This is a genomic window from Pseudoclavibacter sp. VKM Ac-2888 (genome assembly GCF_015351285.1).
In the GTDB taxonomy this organism is placed as follows: Bacteria; Actinomycetota; Actinomycetes; order Actinomycetales; family Microbacteriaceae; genus Pseudoclavibacter.
Genome location: NZ_JADKSM010000001.1, coordinates 2,112,499 through 2,131,148 on the forward strand (window position 1 = coordinate 2,112,499; position 18,650 = coordinate 2,131,148).

Here is an 18,650-nt window from a genome sequence, read left to right on the forward strand (position 1 = left end):
AGCCCATTCGCGCGCATCCGCCGCCCATCGCGCGGCCGCCCGCGAACGCCGTAGACTCGTCCGGTGCGGACACGCCCCGACTTCTCCGCATCGCGCCGCCAGAAGGAGCCTCGCCAGTGAGCAGCCAGACCACAAACCCGTCTTCCGAAGCAGTTGGCCCGGACACCGTCGACAACGCGAAGGCGACTCCCGAGAAGGAGCAGCCATACGGCGCCCTCGGGCTGAAGCCGGACGAGTACGACAAGATCCGCGAGATCCTCGGCCGCCGCCCCACCTCGGGCGAGCTGGCCATGTACTCGGTCATGTGGTCGGAGCACTGCTCCTACAAGTCCTCGAAGAACTACCTGCGCCAGTTCGGCCAGAAGGTCTCCGACGAGATGAAGAAGAACCTCATGGTCGGCATGGGCGAGAACGCCGGCGTCATCGACGCTGGCGAGGGCTGGGCGGTGACCTTCAAGGTCGAGTCGCACAACCACCCCTCCTACATCGAGCCGTTCCAGGGCGCCGCGACCGGCGTCGGCGGCATCGTCCGCGACATCATCTCCATGGGTGCCCGCCCCGTCGCGGTCATGGATGCGCTCCGCTTCGGCGCGATCGACGAGGCCGACACGGCACGGGTCGTGCACGGCGTCACGAGCGGCATCTCCTTCTACGGCAACTGCCTCGGCCTGCCGAACATCGGCGGCGAGACCTGGTTCGACAGCGTGTACCAGGCGAACCCGCTCGTCAACGCGCTCGCGGTCGGAGTGCTCCGCCACGAGGACCTCCACCTCGCGAACGCCCGCGGCGCCGGCAACAAGGTCGTGCTCTTCGGCGCGCGTACGGGCGGCGACGGCATCGGCGGCGCATCCATCCTCGCGTCCGACTCGTTCGACGAGAAGGGCCCCACGAAGCGCCCGGCCGTCCAGGTCGGTGACCCCTTCGCCGAGAAGGTGCTCATCGAGTGCTGCCTCGAGCTGTTCCGCGAGAAGGTCGTCGAGGGCATCCAGGACCTCGGAGCCGCAGGCATCTCCTGCGCGACGAGCGAGCTCGCGGCGGCAGGCGACGGCGGCATGTACATCGAGCTCGACAAGGTGCTGCTGCGCGACCCGAACCTGACGGCCGAGGAGATCCTCATGTCGGAGAGCCAGGAGCGCATGATGGCGGTCGTCGCTCCCGACAAGCTCGACGCGTTCATGGCCATCGTCGACAAGTGGGACGTCGAGACGAGCGTGCTCGGCGAGGTCACCGACACGGGCCGCCTCGTCATCAACTGGCGCGGCGTGGAGATCGTGAACGTCGACCCGCGCACCGTCGCGATCGACGGCCCCGTCTACGATCGCCCCGTCGCCTACCCGAGCTGGATCGACGCGCTCCAGGCCGACTCCGCATCTGTCCTCCCCCGCCCCCAGTCGGGTGAGGAGCTCCGCGAGCAGGTGCTCGCCCTCATCTCGTCGGCGAACCTCGCCAACCCCGAGTGGATCACGCAGCAGTACGACAGCTACGTGCTCGGCAACACCGCCTTCGGCACCCCGGAGGACGCCGGCATGGTGCGCATCGACGAGGAGTCGGGGCTCGGCTTCGCCATCAGCCTCGACGCCAACGGCCGCTACGCGCAGCTCGACCCCTCTGCCGGGGCCAAGCTGGCGCTCGCCGAGGCGTACCGCAACGTCGCCGCCACGGGCGCACGCCCCGCCGCCGTCTCCGACTGCCTCAACTTCGGCAGCCCCGAGAACCCCGAGGTCATGTGGCAGTTCGCGCAGGCCGTCGAGGGACTCGCGGATGGCTGCCTCGAACTCGGCATCCCGGTCACGGGCGGCAACGTGTCGTTCTACAACCAGACGGGCGACGTGCCCATCCACCCGACCCCCGTCGTCGCCGTGCTCGGCCTCATCGATGACGTCGCACGCCGCGTTCCGTCGGGCTGGCAGGAGGAGGGCGACAACCTCTACCTCCTCGGCACGACCCTCGAGGAGCTCTCCGGCTCCAGCTGGGCCGACGTCGTGCACGGACACCTCGGTGGCCTCCCCCCGCAGGTCGACCTCGAGCGCGAGAAGGCGCTCGCCGACCTCGTCATCGGCGCGGGCCAGCAGGGCCTCCTCACCTCGGCGCACGACCTCTCCGAGGGTGGCCTCGCGGCGGCGATCATCGAGGCGTCGACACGCTTCGGCGTCGGCGCGCGCATCGTGCTCGACGGCCTCATGCGCAAGGAGGGCGTGGATGCCGCTACCGCGCTGTTCAGCGAGTCGGCCGGGCGCATCCTCGTCTCCGTCCCGCACGACGACGACGTGCGCTTCCAGGCCATGTGCGAGGCGCGTGACTTCCCCGTCACCCGCGTCGGCGTGAGCGACGGCATGGGTGCCGACGCGAAGCTCGAAGTCCAGGGCCTCTTCGAGTTCACGCTCGCCGAGCTCTCCGAGGCGCGCGGCGCGACGCTGCCGAAGCGCTTCGGCGACGTCGTCGGACCGAACTCCGCGCCGATCTCCGCAGCCATCACGGCGGCGGCTTCGTCGGCGGCCGTCTCGTCGGCGCCAGCCTCGTCGGCGAACTGAGCGCCGCACCTCTTGAGTCTCGGGATGGGTTCCACGCTTCGGGATGGGTTGCTTCCCATCTCGAAGCGGGGAACCCATCCCGAAACTGTTGGCGCGAGCGTCGGCGAGGTCTTCGCTGCGATCGCGGCGTCAGCGACCGCGGCCGGCTTCGCCCTCGATGACGGGCAGCGGATGGTCGCTCGGCGTCTCGCAGGACTCGGCGCGCAGATCGTCGAGCACGAAGCTCTCGCCGCGGAGGACGCCGCTCCGAACCCAGCTGCCGACGCCGCCCCCGTCGCCGCCGGAGTGAGCGACCCCGACGCCGCCGGAGTGAGCGAGCCCGAGGTCGCCGAGGCGGATCGTCCCGACGCATCCGCCGCCCATGCGACGGTCCCGCGCGGCCTCTACCTGTGGGGGCCTGCCGGCCGCGGCAAGTCCTGGCTGCTCGACGCCTTCTACGGCGCGGTGCCCGTGGACCGGAAGCTGCGCGTCCACTTCCACTCGTTCTTCAACGAGCTGCACTCGCGCATCTTCGCGAACCGCGGCTCCGAGACCGTCTTCGCAAACGCCGTCCGCGAACTCATCGGCGACGCGAAGCTGCTGCTCTTCGACGAGTTCCACGTGCACGACCCGGGCCACGCGACGCTGCTCACAGCCTTGCTGCGGTATGCCCTCGACCACGGCATCACGGTCGTCGCGACCTCGAACTACCGGCCGCAGGGCCTCCTCCCGAGCCCCGTCTACCACCACATCTTCGAGCCGGGCATCGAGCTCATCGAGTGCGAGCTCGACGTCGTGGAGCTGCCGGGCGAAGTCGACTACCGCCGTTCTCGCGCAGACGCCGTCGAGCGCCGGGGCTTCGCGACCGGTTCGTGGGTGCACGTGCCGAGCTTCCCGTCGACGCAGGTCGACGGCGCAGACGACGCAGACGGCACAGTCGAGCAGTCCAGTCCTGCTGCGGGCCGTGCACCCGACGCCACTCGCCCGGCTCCCGCCGAGGCGACGAGCCTCGAGCTCGGCGGCCGCACGTTCGAGGTGACGGCAGTGCGCGGCCGCGAGCTGTGGGCGACGTTCGCGGAGCTCTTCGTCGTGCAGACCTCGTCGCTCGAGTTCCTGCAGTGGGCACGCGACTTCGACACGTGGCACATCCTCGACGTTCCACTCCTCGCCTCCGTCGGCCGCGACCCGCAGCAGCGCTTCGTGAACGCCGTGGACGTGCTCGTCGACTACGACATCGAGGCGCACTTCCACGCCGACGCGTCGTTCGACGAGTTCGTCGCCGCTGCCGCCGGCCGCGCCGACGCGTTCCGCATGGTCAGCCGCCTGCACCTTCTGCAGCGCTGACCAGCTTCCGTGACCAATGGGGTCGCGAGCTCCGTTCAGATTGCGGATGCGGGCATCCGTCACGGAAGTTGGACAGGGGCGGTAGACCCCGCGGTGCCAATAGCGCCGATCGTGCCAATAGCGCCGATGTTGGCTAGGCGAGCGCCACCGGCGAGCGGCCGGCGTCAGCCCTGCGGCTTGCGCTGCCAGACGCCGAAGCGGTTGCCGAGCGGGTCGCGCAGATGCGAGAACTTGATCCTGCCGTTGTCGACGAGCGGGATGACGGTCTCCGCCCCGTTCGCGGCCGCCTGCTCGAGCTTCGCCTCGATGTCGTCGACCTCCACGTAGAACACCGCCCAGCTGCCGCCGCCGACCGTGTTGGAATCCCAGAGCCCGCCTCCGTTGCCTGCGCCATCGACCATCCCGTAGCCGCCGGGCTCGAGCGAGCCGAACGTCCACCCGAAGGTGTCCCCGTAGAAGGCCTTCGCGGCCTCCGGGTCGGTGGTGCCAATCTCGAAGTAGTTCACGTTGTCCGGCATGGTTGCTGTCCTCTCATTCGGATGCACCGCAGCGATTCTGGCTGCGACGCCGGCCTGTTCAGCCGTTGGATCCGATCGTGGGGCCTCACACAGTGTGAGAGTCAAGCCGCGATGGGGACGTTGACCTCGGTGACCCAGTTGTCCGGGTTCGGCTCGCGGCCTGGGCCGTGCACGTAGACGTTGAAGATCGGGCCGACGCGGGTGCGACCCTGCTGGGCGACCCAGCTGCCCGCCGTCGCCGTGGCCTCGTTGATGGTCTCGAAGCCGCCGCGGTGGGTGACCGTCGCGACGCGCTGCTCGGGGAGTTCCACGACCTCGTACCCCTCCGGCACGGATGTACCGCGGTACTCGCGCCAGATCGCCATCTCGACGTCAGCGTCTCGATACTCGTCGTCGAAGTAGGTGGCACCACCGACGTCGCCGAAGGCAGCGGGGTCTCGCGAGGTGAGCTCGGCCACCGGCCCACGGAAGTCGACCCAGAGCGGACCCTCTGAGGGGTAGTCGGCGACCGTGCGGCGCAGGTACAGCACGCGCAGCGCCGGGAAGGTGCGCTCGGTGACGTCCAGAAGGGTCGAGCGCGCCGCGAGCCCATCGAGGAGCGTCGCGGCGAGCGCCTGCTGATCGGCGACCCGCTGCGCCTCGGCCTTGAGCTCATCGAGGTGCAGCTGCAGGCGCGGCCGGAGCACGTCAGGGGCCGCGAAGAGCGGCAGGAGCTCTGCGATAGCGGGGATTCCGCACCCGGCGTCGCGCAGCATCCGCACGCGCCCCGCATCCCGCAGCTGGGCTGCGGCGTAACGTCGGTACCCGCTGAACTCGTCGACCTCGGCGGGCGCGAGCACGCCCCGTTCGCCGTAATGACGCAGCATGCGCACGCTCAGACCCGAGTATCGCGAGAACTCGCCGATGCTCATCAGGCTTCCGGGATGCTCACCGTTCATGCGCCAAGTCTGGCACCGGGTCGCGTGTGCCGGCGATCACTGACCAACATCAGTGCGATTTCCGGCCTTCGACCCGCTTCCGGCACCGGATGCAGGGATTCTGCACTGATGTTGGACACGGCCCGCGGCGACGGCAGCTGCGACGGCAGCTGCAGCTGCGGCCCCAGCGGCAGACGCAGCGCCAGTGGCAACCGACCCGCTACTTCCTGGCTGCCTGCTGCGCTCGCGCGGCCTCGCGCCTGCGGTCACGCTCGGCGTCTGCCGCGGCCGCCGCCTCGGGCGTGGGGGCGGTGCCGCCGAGCACGCGGGGCTGCCACCACTTGCCTGCGCCGTCTTCCGGGTAGTTCGACTGCAGCTCGCTGAGGAGCGCCTCCATGACCGTCTTGAGCTTGGCCGTGGTGTCGGCGGGGTCGTCGTCCGGTGCGACATGGATGGGCGCGCCGAAGGAGAAGTGCACGGGGATGTTGAGGCGTTCTCGCAGCGTGATCTTGCGGTTCTTGGTGAGGAGGCGGTGCCCGCCCCAGACGGCGACGGGGATGATGGGCACGCCGGCCTGCGCGGCGAGGCGTGCGGCTCCGGTCTTGAAGTCGCGAATCGTGAACGACGCGCTGACGCCGGCCTCGGGGAAGACGCCGACGAGCTCGCCGTCACGCAGGGCGGTCGCGGCGGCGGCGAACGCGTCCGCACCGGCCTTCATGTTCACCGGGATGTGCCGCATGCTGCGCATGAGTCGGCCGACGACGGGCTTCTCGAACACGCTCTGCTTGGCCATGAAGCGGATGCGCCGCCGGTTGTGCATCCAGGTCGCGCACTCGACGAGGGCGAACTCGAGGTAGCCGAAGTGGGTCATCGCGATCACGGCGCCGCCGGTATCGGGAAGGTGCTGCGCGCCGCGGACCGTCTGGCGAACGCGGAGCGCGCCGAAGACAGTGCGGCCGACCCCGATCGCAAATGAGTAGACGGGTTCGCGAGTCATGTGGCTCCCTGGTCCAAGTGTGAGGTGCCACCTTATTCGCGGCACCTGGGACGACTCCGGGGCGCACGCGGACGTGGGCGGGGCCTGCGCATCCGTGCTCTTGCCAGGTGCTCTCCACAGATGCGATACTTGCCACACTGCACGTTCGTACATTCTTTAGTGCAACTTTGTGCATTTATCCGCTAGGAGCAACTGACAATGGCTGTCCCCATCCCTGTACGGAGCCCGTTTCTGATCGTCAACCCGAAGGCGTACCTGACGGGCAGCGAGCTCATGAAGCTGGCACACCTCACCGACGAACTCGCTGGAGCGTTCGACATCGACGTCGTGTTCACCGCGCAGCACATCGACCTCCGGTCGGTCGTCGCCGAGACGACGAACCTCTGCGTCACCGCCCAGCACGTCGACCCGATCGTGCCTGGCCGCGGCATGGGGCACATCCTCGCCGAGGGCCTCGCCGAAGCCGGGGTCAAGGCCGTCGTGCTCAACCACGCCGAGCACCCCCTCACCTTGGCCGACCTCGACGCGACGATGCGCCGTTGCGAAGAGGTCGGTCTTGCAACCATCGTCTGCGCCGACTCGGACCTGCAGTGCCGCGCGGTTGCCGACCTCGACCCCTCCGGCATGATCTGCGAGCCGACCGCCAACATCGGCACGGGGCAGATGGACGCGGGTGACTACATCGAGCGCACGACCCAGATCGTGAAGAACGTCGACCCGGCGATCCTCGTCGTGCAGGCAGCCGGCGTGAGCCGCGGCGCCGACATCACGCGCGTCCTGCAGCAGGGCGCCGACTGCTCAGGCGGCACGAGCGGCATCATCAAGCACCCCGACTGGCGCGAGATCCTCACCGAGATGTTCCAGGCGCTCGCCGACCACCGCGACGCGCAGGCGAGCGCCGCCCCCGCCAACTGACCCGCTCCCCCACAGGGCCACCAGAGAGAAGACCAACACATGCTCATCGGACTCGACGAAGCGCTCCGCTACGCACAGAAGAACAACATCGCCATCGCGGCGGTCAACACTCCCTACTTCGAGGGGCTGCTCGGCACGATCTCCGCTGCCGAGAAGGCCGGCGTTCCCGTCATCCTGCAGCACGCGCAGGTGCACGAGAGCACCCTGTCGATCGACGACATCGGGCCGGCGATGCTCGCCCTCGCGACGCGCAGCGAAGCGCCGTTCGTGCTGCACGTCGACCACGGCGAGGACATCGAGTACATCGCTCGCGGCCTCGACATCGGCTTCAACTCCGTCATGATCGACGGCTCGACGCTGCCGTACGAGGAGAACGTCGCCCGTACGACCGAGGTCGTGAAGCTCGCGAAGGAACGCGGCGTGGGGGTCGAAGGCGAGCTCGGCGTCATGACGGGCAACGAGAACGGCGACCCGAGCCAGGGCATCGCCGACGAAACCCTGTACACGGAGCCAGCGCAGGCGAAGGAGTTCGTCGAGCGCACCGGCGTGACCGCGCTCGCTGCCTCCTTCGGCACGGTGCACGGCATGTACCACCAGGAGCCGAAGCTCAACTACGAGCTCATCGAGCAGCTGCGGGATGCGACGGGCGTGCCCATCGTCATGCACGGCGGCTCCGGGCTCAGCCTCGACGAGTACCACCGTTCCATCACGCGCGGCGTCCGCAAGATCAACTACTACACGTACGCGGCGAAGGCGGCACTGGATGCGGCGCTCCGGGCCGCGGAGCAGCCCAACACCATCCTGTTCCCGAAGGTCGCGAAGGCGGTCTCCGCGCAGGTCGAGGCCGACGTGGCCGAGTTCATCCAGGCCCTGCGCCCGGGCGCCTGAGCCGAGCCAGCCACACCAACCGACATCTGCGCGCGCGCCGAAGCACGCGCATCCACGACCACGAAGGAACACCGATGACCGTCTACCAGACCACCCTCCAGCTGCAGTCGCACGGCGGCACGCCCAGCTACATCGACGTCACGGCGGAGGTGAAGGAGGCGATCGCGGCGAGCGGCATCACGGCGGGCACGGTCACGGTCATCTCTCCTCACACGACGTGCGCCGTGTTCTTCGAGGAGTTCGTGCACGACCGCCTCGAGGACGGCACCGAGTTCCTGCAGGCCGACCTCGACGACGTGCTGAACCGCATCGCCCCGAACCAGACGGCCGTGCCGCCCGAGGGCGAGTACCGCTACCCGGGCCCGGAGCACTACGCCGACGTCGAGTCGTGGCCGGACGCCGAGGTGTACCTGCCCGGCGGCGACAAGACGGCGCTGCTGAACGCGGAGGCGCACATCAAGTCGACGATCATCGGCTCGAGCGAGGTGTTCGCGGTCATCGACGGCAAGCTCGGCGTCGGCGTCACCGGGTACATCTACTTCGTCGACTTCGACCGCACGCGCGCCCGTTCGCGCAAGTGCCAGGTCGTCGTCATGGGCGAGTAGGCGCGCGCTCCCCCTCCGAGCATCCGCCTCCGCTGACGCCGCCAACGACGTCGGCGCACCGACGCCGCCGTTCGATCGCACCCTGACTCCCCGTCAGCGGCACGATCGACCGGCGGCGTTCTGCGTCTCTGAGCCGTGGCGACGGTTTGGACGTGGCCGCGGTTTGGGACGTGGCTGCGGATGCATCGTCGCGTGTCGATCCAAGAGTCCCCTGCCCTGGCAGCTGCGCTCCGCACAGCCCGCGCCTCCCTGCGAACCCTTGAGCGCGGCAAGAGTCAGCCAGAAGCATGGAGATCCGCCGCGGAACCTGCTTCTCGCTGACTCCTCGGCCCCTGGCCCGGGCAGCGCCCTACACGAGCTCCACGAGAGCGCGCGCGAGGTCCTCGTCGAGGATCACGCCGTCGAGCGCCCCCGTGCGGAGCGCACCGGCGACCCCAGGGGCCTTCTCGGCGCCAGCGGCGAAGCCCACCACTTCCGGGATCTTCGCCAGCTGGCCGAGGGTGATGCCGATGACCCGCTCGGAGACCGGTGCGCCAAGGGCGCGCCCCTGGGCGTCGAAGAAGCGACCGCAGATATCGCCGACGGGCTGCTGCGCGTCCAGCTCGGCGCGTTCGGCATCGCTGAGCCGCATCGCGGAGACGATGTGCCTCGACGCGTGGAGCCCATACGAACCGATGCCCACGAACGCGAGCTGCACATCCGTCGCCCGCTTGATGGCCATGGAGATCGACGATTCCCCGGTAAGCGCAGCCCAGGTCTGGGGCGACTCGACGACGGCGGGCGACTCGAACCGGAACGCCATCGCCCCCGACTTCTGCGAGAGACGCTCCAGGGCCGTGTTCCCGGCCGGCCCCGAGTCGAACGGCATGCCGCCGACGAGCGGGCACAGCGTCAGCGCGCGCCCCGTGGACTCGACGTGGATCTGCTCGACGAACGCGTCGATCGACTTGCCCCAGCTCAGGCCGACAGAACCGACCGAGGGCACGCGCTCCGCGAAGTAGTCGGCGGCCGCTCCGGCCACGATGTCGAGGGGGTTCCTGCCCGGCAGCGCCGAGACGACGACGGCGGCACCGACACCGAACGCATCCGTGATCTGCCGTTCGAGCTCATCGACACGACCGACGACGTGGGGGTCGTGGATGCGGATCTCGACGATCCCCTGCTCGCGTGCCGCCGACAGGATGCGTGAGACGCTCGCCCGCGAGACGCCGAGTGCTGTCGCGACGTCGCTCTGGGAGAGGCCGTCGAGGTAGTAGAGGCGCGCTGCTCGGACGAGGGTCTCGGCGTTGCGGGGTGCTGGCATCCCGAGCCTTCCTTCCTGTGGGTGGTGCAGAGCGACGCGCAGGCTGTGCTGGGCAGGAGGCGCAGCGCTGCTCACTCCTGCGTGGCCCTGCGGTGCGGGACGGCCTTCCCAGATGGCGACGGCTCCCTCACCGCGCTCTCGCGCCGTTCGGGAGCCGCCCCGACGCCGCACGCTTGGCGCGGCATCGGTGATCCGGTTCACATGATCCTATCGACCGACGATCAGGCGCCCGGTCCAGCCGGGCGCCCGACGGGTGTCGGACGGGGGTCAGGCGCCGATGACACCAGCCGCGACCAGCGAGTCCTGCAGGCGGCGCATCGCGATGAGCGGACGCGTCTCGTCGAGCTCGACGTCGTCGTAGGAGACGATCTCACCCGCCTTGATGTCGCGCTTCAGGATGCCGCCGGAGATGAGCCCGATCGGGATCGAGTTGTCGGCGCGTGCCTCGTCGGCGTCCACGGCCCAGCCGTGCACGTGGTGCCCGCCCATGCCCTCGAGCTTCGTGCCGGCGGCGAGGTCGAACTTCGCCTTCGAGGCGACCTCGGTGCGCCACGTGGTGGTCTGGAAGTCGGCGCGACGCTCGAGCACGGCCTCGCTGATCGAGAGGATCGCCTCGACCGAGGCGAGGTGGTACGGGCGGTAGAGGGCGTAGTACGGCCCCTTGCCGAGCTTCAGGTAGTCGAGCTCGTGCGTGACGACATCGTCTTCCGACTTCACGACGACGAACACGCCTGGCGCGACGTCGCCCTCGACCGTGTACTCGACGGCCGGGGTCGAGGTGAGGACTCCGCCGTCCTCGACGGGGATGAGCGTGGTCGCGAGCGTCGCGATGTCGGCGGCCGGGCCGTGCATGCCCGGCTTGTTGACGGGGAAGCCGGTCGCGTTCGAGAGGGAGGCCATCTCGATCTGCGTCTTCGTTCCGTCGGTGAACTCGCACAGGATGCGCGGGTTCATGTTCTTGGCCTTCGCCTCCTCCATGACGTCCTCCGGCACGTCCGTCGGGCGGTTCGGGTTGTTCTTGCCCTTGCCGGCCGCGACGACGGTGAGGCCGAGGTCGGTGGCGTGCTCGACGAGCTTGAGCGCCTCGACGGGCTCGTCACCGCGGCAGATCGTGTAGATCTGCTGTCCGGCGTTGGCGATGCTGGCCAGGAAGAGCCCCACCGTCACGTCGGCCTCGACGGTCATGAGAGCGACGTCCTTCTTGCCGAGGAGCGACGCGTAGGCGACCTGCGCTGCGATCTCGGTGACACCGGAGACCTCCAGCACGACGTCGACGGGGAGCTTCGGGATGAGGAGGCCGTCGTTGATGACCACCGGGCGGCGAGCCTCGATGTGCTCGGCGACCACGGCGAGGTCGGTCTCGACCTGGACGTCGCTGCGGCCGGCGCGAGTGTACGCATCCACACCGCGCTCGACGGCGATGTCGGCGACGACGGCGACCTCCATGCCCTTGGCTCGCTCGATCTGGGCGATGAGGCCTGAGCCCATCTGCCCGGCCCCCACGACGCCGACGCGGATGGGGCGGCCGAGTTCTGCTTCACGCTGGATGAGGCGCTGGGTGTAGTTCATGTGCGTTCCTTGCTGAGTTCGTGGGGTGGGGTGCTGATCAGGGGCTAGTTGCTGACGCGGGAGAGGCCGGCGAACTGCTTCGGGGCCGCGCCCTTGACAGCGTTGGGCTGCGCGCGCTTCGTCTTGCCCTTGACCGGCGGCAGCGTGACCTGGGCGCGCACCGTGTGCGGCAGCATGCTGATCGCCTGGCGGACGGCGGTTCCGAGGTGCTTGTGGCGGGCCTCCGCGCGGTCGTAGACCGTCGTGAGCGGGCCCTCGAGGTCGGGTGCGGGCTTCAGGCGTCCGAAGACGCTGAACCCGAGGAGCGCGCGCGCCTCGACGACCTCGAGCGTGGTCGGGTCGACGAGCAGCACGGCGATCGCGCCGCGGAACGCGCCCTTGCCTCGACCGCTGACGAGGTTGAGGTTCTTGCCGGCGTTCGCCTTCGCGATCTCGTTGACCTGGCTCATGTAGGCGCGCATCTGCACGACCGTCATGAACATGCTCAGGACGAGCGCGAGGACCAGAACGGCGGGGAATCTCCAGTCCATGATCTACACCTCGTTCCGGCGCACGCTGATGAGTGCGCCCTCGGCGGGAGTCGTGAGGGTGCCGGTCGCCTGGATGGCGCCCGGGAGGAGCGCGGTGTCCTCCGCGTTCAGGTAGAGCACCACGTGACCCAGTTCCTGCAGGTTCGGGTTGGCGAGATCCCCGACCGCGGTGACCGTGACGGCCTCGTCGCCGATCACGAACTCGTCGCCGGCCTGCACGGGGACGAACTCACCCGAGTGGCCCTTGTGCACGAGGCTGACCTCGGCGAGCGCATCCGGAACGGGTTCGCCGAAGAGGATGTAGACGCCACCCTCGAACATGTCGTTCGCGTCGGGTCCGATGCGTGCGATTTCTGACTGCCAGATGGTCGTGGACACGTGGTGGTCCTTTCTTGAGGCGAGAGGTTGAAGCGAAGTTCAGGGGTGGATGCGCGGGCGGGCCGGTGCGGCCCGCCCGGCGCCCACTAGATGAGGAGGAAGGAGGCGAAGTAGGCGAGCACAACCGCGAGGGGCGACGTGATCTGCCTGGAGAACAGCACGGCTGGGACACCGACCGCGACCGTCTCCGGCTCAGCCTCACCGAGGGAGAGACCGACGGGGATGAAGTCACAGCCGACCTGGCCGTTCACCGCGAAGAGCGTCGGCAGTGCGTACTGCACCGGCAGCGCGCCTGCCGCGATCTGCGTTCCCATGAGCACGCCGACGACCTGGGCGATCGCGGCACCTGGGCCGAGGATCGGCGACAGGAAGGGGAGACCCGTGATGACGCCGAGCAGGATCAGGCCGATCGGGTTCGAGGCCAGCGGCGACACCGCGTTGGCGATGAAGTCCGAAGCGCCCGTGTACGTGACGACTCCGATGAGAAGCGAGACGTACGCCATGAACGGCAGGATCGTGTTGAGGGTCAGCTTGATCGCCTGGCGGCCCGAGGAGAGCAGCGTGTTGATGAAGTAGCCGATGGCGTTTCCGAACTTCACGACGAAGCCCGTGAATCCGCTTCCCTGCGCTGCGATCCTGGCGCGTGCATCCGCCTTGGCCTTCGCCGCGACCTCTTCCGGGCTCAGGCTGGGCGCCTCGGCTGCGGCCGGGGCACCAGCTGCTGCCGTTGCCGCCGCGTCGAGCGCGACGACGTCGCGAGGGGCGACGTCGGAGACGAAGATGTCCTCGGTGATGAACTGGGCGAGCGGGCCGCCCGGTTCGCCGGGGTACACATCCACCGTCGGGATGCGCTTCTTCGGGTACACGCCGATGCGCGCCGTGCCACCGCAGTTGATGACCGCGCAGAGCACGTTCGCGTCCGGCACGTTGTTCTTGAAGCCGTCGACGGCCTCAGCCCCCGTGAGCTCGGCGATCTTCTGGGCGACCGGGTGGATGCCACCACCCGTGACCGACAGGACGATGTTCTTCTCGGCGTTGGGGACGAGCGTCAGCCCGTCGCCCCAGCCGCCGCGACCGCGGTTGACCTTGACGCCCTTGTAGTCCGCGGTGCTCGCGCCGCCGTCGGCCGAGTTGGCGTTCGTGTTCTCAGCGTCTGTGCTCACAGGACACCACCTTCGCTCTTGGAGCCCTGGAGGTGGCCCTCTGCATACATCTCGTCGAAGCGAGCGAACGTCGCCTCGTGTCCGCCGCGCTTGATGAGGATCTTCGTGATCCACTGCGTCGTTATGCCGCGGATGAAGATGACGACGATGCCGACCATGAAGTACAGGGCCGCGAGGGTCGCGTACTTGTCCGGTGCGATGGAGAGGACACCGGCGGAGATGCCCGTCCAGACGAACAGCTCACCCGCGTTGGCGTGAGGCAGGAACGCCGTGACCGGGTGCACGAACGACACTGCGGAGTCGTAGAAGGCCGGCTTGTAGCGCTCGGGGAGGAAGCGGCCGAACGTGTAGGCCATGGGGTTCGTCAGCATGATGACCGCGATGATCGGCATGACCGTGTAGCGCGTGATCGCGTACTTGCCCGCCCAGCGGACGGCGCGCGTGACGCGCTCCTCGCCGATCCACGTGGTGACGGCGTACATTGCCGTGAGCAGCACGAGAAGCAGGGGGAGGATGCCCGTGATGAGGCCCATGAGGCTCTCGGCGGAGGCGTTGAAGAGGCCGATGAAGTTCTCGGCGATCCAGGTGATTACTTCCATGCCGGCTGCCCTCCCGACGTGGTCGTCGAGCTGTGCTCGACTGTGCTGGCCGCGGGGGCGGCGAGCGGCGACGTAAACCGCATGTTCTGACTCCTTTGTCGGGGTGTGCACGAAGTTGCAAATAGATATGATCGTTTGTGCACCTGCCGAAAGTGTAGGCATGCGGGACCCCGTGCGCAAGTGCGGGTTTTCACCCATCCGAAACGGCTTCGGTTCGACTGGCAGGTTCTGTCAGAACCTGTCACCCCTCAGCCGCCAGACGTAGCGTTTTCAGCATGAGCACCACGAACCTCACCCTGAACAACGGCGTCGAACTGCCCAGCATCGGCTTCGGCGTCTACCAGTCCGCACCAGAGGAGACCGCAGCCGCCGTCGCCGAAGCCCTGCGCGTCGGCTACCGCCACATCGACACCGCCGCCGCCTACGGCAACGAGCGGGAAGTCGGCCAGGCGATCGCCGCATCCGGAGTACCCCGCGACGAGATCTTCGTCGAGACCAAGGTCTGGATCAGCGACTACGGCTTCGACGAGACCCTCCACGCCTTCGACAAGTCGGCCCGCAAGCTCGGCCTCGAGCAGCTGGACCTGCTCATCCTCCACCAGCCGCTCCCCACAGACTGGGAGAAGACGATCGGCGCCTACCGTGCCCTCGAACGGCTCTCCGCCGACGGCAAGGTGCGCGCCATCGGCGTCAGCAACTTCATGCCAGACCACCTCGACCGGCTGCTCGACGCGACCGACATCGTGCCGGCCCTCAACCAGATCGAGTTGCACCCCTACTTCCAGCAGAAGGACGTGCAGGAAGCGGATGCGCGCCACGGCATCCTCGACCAGGCCTGGTCACCCATCGGCGGCATCACGTTCTACCGCGAGGGCGACGGCGGAAGCACGCTGGAAGACGCGACGATCCGCGCCATCGCGGACGCCCACGGCAAGAGCCCTGCGCAGGTCATGCTGCGCTGGCACGTGCAGGAGGGCCGCTCGGTGATCCCCAAGTCGGTCAAGCCGCATCGCATCGCCGAGAACTTCGATATCTTCGGCTTCGAGCTCACGCCCGACGAGGTCGCCCAGATCGACGCCCTCGACAAGGGCGTGCGCCGCGGGCCCGAGCCCGAGTCGCTGACGCTGGAGGCCTACGGCATGCCCATCCCCGAGGCCTGATCGGCGAGGCCTGACCGGTGCGTCCTGATCCGCGCGGCCTGATCCGTGCGGCCGCGCGCCTCTCAGCGCTGACCCCACCTCGCGGCGGTTCTCCCCCTCGCGGGTGTCCAACTTCCGGGACGAGAACGCCCGCGCAGGCCCAAACCGCGCGCCTGAGCCGATCTTGGCCAGCCACCCGTCGTCAACCGAGTCGGGGCCTGCCTGGCTTGCCTCCGCCCCTGTCCAACTTCAGTGCAGAATCAGCTCCGACGGGAGCTCTACTCGCGTTCCCGCCGGAATCTGCACTGAAGTTGGACAGCGGCGCGTCTGCATCCGCCAGCAGGTACTCGCGGGGCCTCCCTCGCTCGAGCCCGCGGGCGTAGCTTGGACACATGAACGATGTGCGCGAGCAGGTGAAGGAGTTCCTCAGCTCCCGCCGGGCGAAGATCACCCCCGAGCAGGCTGGGCTGCCGGCCTACGGAGGGAACCGCCGCGTCGCGGGACTGCGGCGCGAAGAGGTCGCGATGCTCGCCGGCGTCTCCGTTGACTACTACGTGCGGCTCGAGCGCGGCAACCTGTCGGGCGCATCGGAGAGCGTGCTCGATGCCATCGCGTCGACGCTGCAGCTCGACGAGGCCGAGCGCGAGCACCTGTTCAACCTCGCGCGGGCGAGCGCTCCGCCCAGGCGAGTGTCGAGGAAGCGGGGCGGCGGCGAGCTGCGCGCCTCGGTCCGGCAGATGCTCGACGCGTTCTCCGAGGCTCCCGCGTGGGTGCGCAACGACCGACACGACGTCCTCGCGGCCAACCGCCTCGGCCGGGCGCTCTACTCCCCCGTCTTCGACGACCCTCGCCGGCCCGTCAACACGACGAGGTACATCTACCTGAATCCGGCGGCCCGCGACTTCTGGCCGGACTTCGACCGCATCGCCGCCGACGCGGCATCCATGCTGCGGATGGAAGCGGGCCGGAACCCCCACGACCCTCAGCTGCACCAGCTCATCGGAGAGCTGTCGACGCAGAGCGAGCTGTTCCGCGAGATGTGGGCGGCGAAGGACGTGAAGTTCCACCGCAGCGGTGTGAAGCGCCTGAACCACCCGGTCGTCGGCTTGCTCGAGCTGAACTTCGAGTCCCTGCCGCTGCCGAGCGAGCCCGGTCTCACGATGAACGTCTACACGGCCGCCGAGGGAAGCCCCAGCGCCGACGGTTTGCGGATGCTCGCATCCTGGGCGGCGACAGAGTTCCCCGTCGAAGCGCAGGCAGCCTTCCAGCAGCAGTAGGCGCGAGCCGGCTGCCGGCTGCCTGTTGCCGCCCTGCTGCACGCCCCTCGTACGCACGCGAAATTGAGCCAGACGCATCCGCCCACAAGGGTTGTGGATGCGTCTGGCTCACACTTCAAAGGCGCGAGGCGTGCAGGGTCAGCTGGTGGCCGAGCGGCGCGTGAGGCCCTGCCAGCCGTCTCGCGTGCGCCCGCTCACCACCCGCGCTGCGGGTATTCCTCCGGCGTGAGCAGCTCACCCCAGACCGTCTCGGGCTCGTCGGAGTCAGCGCCTGGAGCTTCCCAGAGCGCGAGGTGGCACATGAAGTTGTCGGCGGATGCGCCGTGCCAGTGCCACTCGCCGGCCGGGGTGTGGACGGTGTCGCCCGGGCGCAGCTCGATGAGCTCCTCACCACGCGACTGCACGTAGCCGTACCCCTCGGTGACATGCAGGGTCTGACCGACCGCGTGGCGGTGCCAGGCGGTGTGCGCGCCCGGTGTGAAGCGCACCAGGTTGAGGCGGGTGCGCGACGGCTCGGTGCCCGCGTAGTAGGCGTTGAAGTAGACGTCACCGGTGAACCACTCGGCTGGACCTTTGCTGGTCGCGCTCTTCGGCTGGAGTTCAGTGCTCATGAGGGTATTCCTCTCGACAATCGATCACGCATTTTCGGTTCGTGCGCGGCCGCGCACGCGGTGAGCGTGGGCGGCCGCTCGCGCCTACATCTGGACGAGCACCTTGAGGGCTTCGCGCGCATCCATGGCGGCGTAGCCGGCCGGCACCTCGTCGATGCCGATCGTGCGGTCGAAGACGCGGCCGGGCTTGATGTCGCCGTTCAGGACCTGCTGGATGGCCGGTTCCATGTAGGCACGGACAGGGGCGGGCCCACCGGTGAGGGTGACGTTCTTGCCGAAGAGCGAGCCGAAGCCGATGGGCGCATCCTCGTACTGGGGCACGCCGACCCGGGAGATGACGCCGCCGGGGCGCACGATGCCGTAGGCCTGCTCGTAGGCGGGCATGTGGCCGACTGCTTCGAGGACGACGTGGCTGCCTTCGCCGTTCGTGAGGTCCATGACCTGCGCGATGCCGTCGTCACCGCGCTCGGCGACGACGTCGGTTGCGCCGAAATCGATGCCGAGGTCGGTGCGCGAGGTGTGACGACCCATGAGGATGATGCGCTCGGCGCCGAGCTGCCTGGCGGCGAGCACAGCTGAGAGCCCGACGGCGCCGTCACCGATCACCGTGACGGTCTTGCCCGCCTCGACGCGGCCCATGTGGGCTGCGTGGTAGCCGGTCAGATACACGTCGGACAGCGTCAGCAGGCTGGCGGTGAGCTCAGCGCTCTCCCCGCGGCCGAGCGCTGCGGCGTCGACGCCGGGCACGACGACCAGGCTGCCGTCGGCCTGTGGGATGCGGGCGAACTCCGCCTGCAGGCCGCCGACCTCGCGGCTGCCGTAGAAGCCGCCGTGGAGGCACGACGTCTGCACACCCTCGCGGCAGAACACGCACGTGTTGTCCTGGAACGCGAACGGCGCGATGACGAAGTCGCCGACCTTCAGGGTCGTGACGGCGGCGCCGAGCTCCTCGACGATGCCGATGAGCTCGTGTCCCATCGGGGACCCCTCTTCGCTCGCCTGCATCGAGTGATACGGATGCAGGTCCGAGCCGCAGATGCACGCCTGCGTGACGCGCACGATCGCGTCCGTGGGCTGCTGGATGGTCGGGTCGGCGACGGTCTCGACTCGGACGTCGCCTGCCGCGAACATGAATGTGGCCTTCATGGGTGCCTCTCGTTGCGCTTCCGGGAACGGCAGCGTGCCAGCCGCCCTCGTCGAGAGCACCGGCCGCCGCCGTTCCTCCATTGGATCGCTACCAGCCTGCGCCCGGGAGGGGCAGGTGTGCCAGGTACTGGCATGCCCTGCCACGGCGCGCGGCGGGCCTGCGGCGTGCAGCGCGGCCAACTTGCGTGACGAGAACGGCGCACCGGGGCCCGAAGGGCACATTCCGGGCCCATCCATCCCG

At 68.8% G+C, this 18,650-nt stretch carries 18 protein-coding genes; 7 read left to right on the forward strand and 11 right to left on the reverse strand.

Annotation, left to right across the window (positions count from 1 at the left end; genetic code table 11):
- The first annotated feature begins 116 nt into the window (after window positions 1–116).
- Together purL and zapE are read left to right on the forward strand one after the other, a co-directional pair.
- Window positions 117–2,531: a phosphoribosylformylglycinamidine synthase subunit PurL gene (gene purL / locus ITJ61_RS09940; RefSeq protein ID WP_323744338.1), complete on the forward strand. Its 2,415-nt coding sequence runs from the start codon at window positions 117–119 to the stop codon at window positions 2,529–2,531.
- A gap of 24 nt (window positions 2,532–2,555) precedes the next feature.
- Complete coding sequence (gene zapE / locus ITJ61_RS09945; protein ID WP_194686082.1) at window positions 2,556–3,854, forward strand: cell division protein ZapE; 1,299 nt, start codon at window positions 2,556–2,558, stop codon at window positions 3,852–3,854.
- Window positions 3,855–4,018: 164 nt separating this feature from the next.
- On the opposite strand, the gene ITJ61_RS09950 is transcribed toward zapE, so the two are convergent.
- From ITJ61_RS09950 to ITJ61_RS09960, 3 genes are all read right to left on the reverse strand, one after another.
- Window positions 4,019–4,372 carry a VOC family protein gene (locus ITJ61_RS09950; protein ID WP_194686083.1) on the reverse strand — a complete coding sequence of 118 codons (354 nt, stop codon included), beginning with the start codon at window positions 4,370–4,372 and terminating at the stop codon, window positions 4,019–4,021.
- 101 nt (window positions 4,373–4,473) lie between these two features.
- On the reverse strand, window positions 4,474–5,310 hold the full coding sequence (locus ITJ61_RS09955) for a MerR family transcriptional regulator (RefSeq protein WP_194686084.1): 837 nt from the start codon (window positions 5,308–5,310) through the stop codon (window positions 4,474–4,476).
- A 199-nt stretch (window positions 5,311–5,509) separates the two neighbouring features.
- A complete protein-coding gene (locus ITJ61_RS09960; protein WP_104342168.1) occupies window positions 5,510–6,286 on the reverse strand; it encodes a lysophospholipid acyltransferase family protein in 777 nt (258 codons plus the stop codon).
- Between the two features lie 198 nt (window positions 6,287–6,484).
- Here ITJ61_RS09960 and ITJ61_RS09965 point away from each other — a divergent pair, with 198 nt between their 5' ends.
- From ITJ61_RS09965 to ITJ61_RS09975, 3 genes are all read left to right on the forward strand, one after another.
- Window positions 6,485–7,201, forward strand: a complete 717-nt coding sequence (locus ITJ61_RS09965) for a triose-phosphate isomerase (protein WP_104240126.1) — start codon at window positions 6,485–6,487, stop codon at window positions 7,199–7,201.
- A 39-nt stretch (window positions 7,202–7,240) separates the two neighbouring features.
- The gene (locus ITJ61_RS09970) at window positions 7,241–8,089 is read left to right on the forward strand and encodes a class II fructose-bisphosphate aldolase (RefSeq protein ID WP_104240125.1); all 849 of its coding nucleotides are present in this window, start codon (window positions 7,241–7,243) and stop codon (window positions 8,087–8,089) included.
- A gap of 74 nt (window positions 8,090–8,163) precedes the next feature.
- Window positions 8,164–8,694 (forward strand): YjbQ family protein, encoded by a 531-nt coding sequence (locus ITJ61_RS09975; RefSeq protein ID WP_194686085.1) that lies wholly within the window; start codon window positions 8,164–8,166, stop codon window positions 8,692–8,694.
- 349 nt (window positions 8,695–9,043) lie between these two features.
- On the opposite strand, the gene ITJ61_RS09980 is transcribed toward ITJ61_RS09975, so the two are convergent.
- The 6 genes from ITJ61_RS09980 to ITJ61_RS10005 form a co-directional block, all read right to left on the reverse strand.
- A complete protein-coding gene (locus ITJ61_RS09980; RefSeq protein ID WP_104240123.1) occupies window positions 9,044–9,997 on the reverse strand; it encodes a sugar-binding transcriptional regulator in 954 nt (317 codons plus the stop codon).
- 267 nt (window positions 9,998–10,264) lie between these two features.
- Complete coding sequence (locus ITJ61_RS09985) at window positions 10,265–11,566, reverse strand: NAD(P)H-dependent oxidoreductase (protein ID WP_104240122.1); 1,302 nt, start codon at window positions 11,564–11,566, stop codon at window positions 10,265–10,267.
- A gap of 44 nt (window positions 11,567–11,610) precedes the next feature.
- Window positions 11,611–12,096, reverse strand: a complete 486-nt coding sequence (locus tag ITJ61_RS09990) for a transcriptional regulator GutM (RefSeq protein WP_104240121.1) — start codon at window positions 12,094–12,096, stop codon at window positions 11,611–11,613.
- A gap of 3 nt (window positions 12,097–12,099) precedes the next feature.
- Window positions 12,100–12,474, reverse strand: coding sequence for a PTS glucitol/sorbitol transporter subunit IIA (locus ITJ61_RS09995; protein WP_104298078.1), 375 nt, complete (start codon window positions 12,472–12,474; stop codon window positions 12,100–12,102).
- 86 nt (window positions 12,475–12,560) lie between these two features.
- Window positions 12,561–13,637 carry a PTS glucitol/sorbitol transporter subunit IIB gene (locus tag ITJ61_RS20295; protein WP_194686086.1) on the reverse strand — a complete coding sequence of 359 codons (1,077 nt, stop codon included), beginning with the start codon at window positions 13,635–13,637 and terminating at the stop codon, window positions 12,561–12,563.
- Window positions 13,634–14,236, reverse strand: a complete 603-nt coding sequence (locus ITJ61_RS10005; protein ID WP_104240118.1) for a PTS glucitol/sorbitol transporter subunit IIC — start codon at window positions 14,234–14,236, stop codon at window positions 13,634–13,636. The genes ITJ61_RS20295 and ITJ61_RS10005 overlap by 4 nt, the downstream gene beginning before the upstream one ends.
- 275 nt (window positions 14,237–14,511) lie before the next feature.
- Here ITJ61_RS10005 and ITJ61_RS10010 point away from each other — a divergent pair, with 275 nt between their 5' ends.
- Entirely contained in the window at window positions 14,512–15,396 is an 885-nt protein-coding gene (locus ITJ61_RS10010) for an aldo/keto reductase (RefSeq protein WP_104298077.1), read from the forward strand.
- A 371-nt stretch (window positions 15,397–15,767) separates the two neighbouring features.
- A complete protein-coding gene (locus ITJ61_RS10015) occupies window positions 15,768–16,652 on the forward strand; it encodes a helix-turn-helix transcriptional regulator (protein WP_104240116.1) in 885 nt (294 codons plus the stop codon).
- Window positions 16,653–16,846: 194 nt separating this feature from the next.
- On the opposite strand, the gene ITJ61_RS10020 is transcribed toward ITJ61_RS10015, so the two are convergent.
- Together ITJ61_RS10020 and ITJ61_RS10025 are read right to left on the reverse strand one after the other, a co-directional pair.
- A complete protein-coding gene (locus ITJ61_RS10020; protein ID WP_194686087.1) occupies window positions 16,847–17,263 on the reverse strand; it encodes a cupin domain-containing protein in 417 nt (138 codons plus the stop codon).
- 84 nt (window positions 17,264–17,347) lie between these two features.
- Complete coding sequence (locus ITJ61_RS10025; RefSeq protein ID WP_194686088.1) at window positions 17,348–18,409, reverse strand: zinc-binding dehydrogenase; 1,062 nt, start codon at window positions 18,407–18,409, stop codon at window positions 17,348–17,350.
- Window positions 18,410–18,650 lie beyond the last annotated feature (241 nt).

Coding starts and splice junctions, on each gene's coding strand:
- zapE (WP_194686082.1), top strand. CDS start 2,556: ATGGGTTCCACGCTTCGGGATGGGTTGCTTCCCATCTCGAAGCGGGGA.
- ITJ61_RS09950 (WP_194686083.1), bottom strand. CDS start 4,372: ATGCCGGACAACGTGAACTACTTCGAGATTGGCACCACCGACCCGGAG.
- ITJ61_RS09955 (WP_194686084.1), bottom strand. CDS start 5,310: ATGAACGGTGAGCATCCCGGAAGCCTGATGAGCATCGGCGAGTTCTCG.
- ITJ61_RS09960 (WP_104342168.1), bottom strand. CDS start 6,286: ATGACTCGCGAACCCGTCTACTCATTTGCGATCGGGGTCGGCCGCACT.
- ITJ61_RS09965 (WP_104240126.1), top strand. CDS start 6,485: ATGGCTGTCCCCATCCCTGTACGGAGCCCGTTTCTGATCGTCAACCCG.
- ITJ61_RS09970 (WP_104240125.1), top strand. CDS start 7,241: ATGCTCATCGGACTCGACGAAGCGCTCCGCTACGCACAGAAGAACAAC.
- ITJ61_RS09975 (WP_194686085.1), top strand. CDS start 8,164: ATGACCGTCTACCAGACCACCCTCCAGCTGCAGTCGCACGGCGGCACG.
- ITJ61_RS09980 (WP_104240123.1), bottom strand. CDS start 9,997: ATGCCAGCACCCCGCAACGCCGAGACCCTCGTCCGAGCAGCGCGCCTC.
- ITJ61_RS09985 (WP_104240122.1), bottom strand. CDS start 11,566: ATGAACTACACCCAGCGCCTCATCCAGCGTGAAGCAGAACTCGGCCGC.
- ITJ61_RS09990 (WP_104240121.1), bottom strand. CDS start 12,096: ATGGACTGGAGATTCCCCGCCGTTCTGGTCCTCGCGCTCGTCCTGAGC.
- ITJ61_RS10005 (WP_104240118.1), bottom strand. CDS start 14,236: ATGGAAGTAATCACCTGGATCGCCGAGAACTTCATCGGCCTCTTCAAC.
- ITJ61_RS10010 (WP_104298077.1), top strand. CDS start 14,512: ATGAGCACCACGAACCTCACCCTGAACAACGGCGTCGAACTGCCCAGC.
- ITJ61_RS10015 (WP_104240116.1), top strand. CDS start 15,768: ATGAACGATGTGCGCGAGCAGGTGAAGGAGTTCCTCAGCTCCCGCCGG.
- ITJ61_RS10020 (WP_194686087.1), bottom strand. CDS start 17,263: ATGAGCACTGAACTCCAGCCGAAGAGCGCGACCAGCAAAGGTCCAGCC.
- ITJ61_RS10025 (WP_194686088.1), bottom strand. CDS start 18,409: ATGAAGGCCACATTCATGTTCGCGGCAGGCGACGTCCGAGTCGAGACC.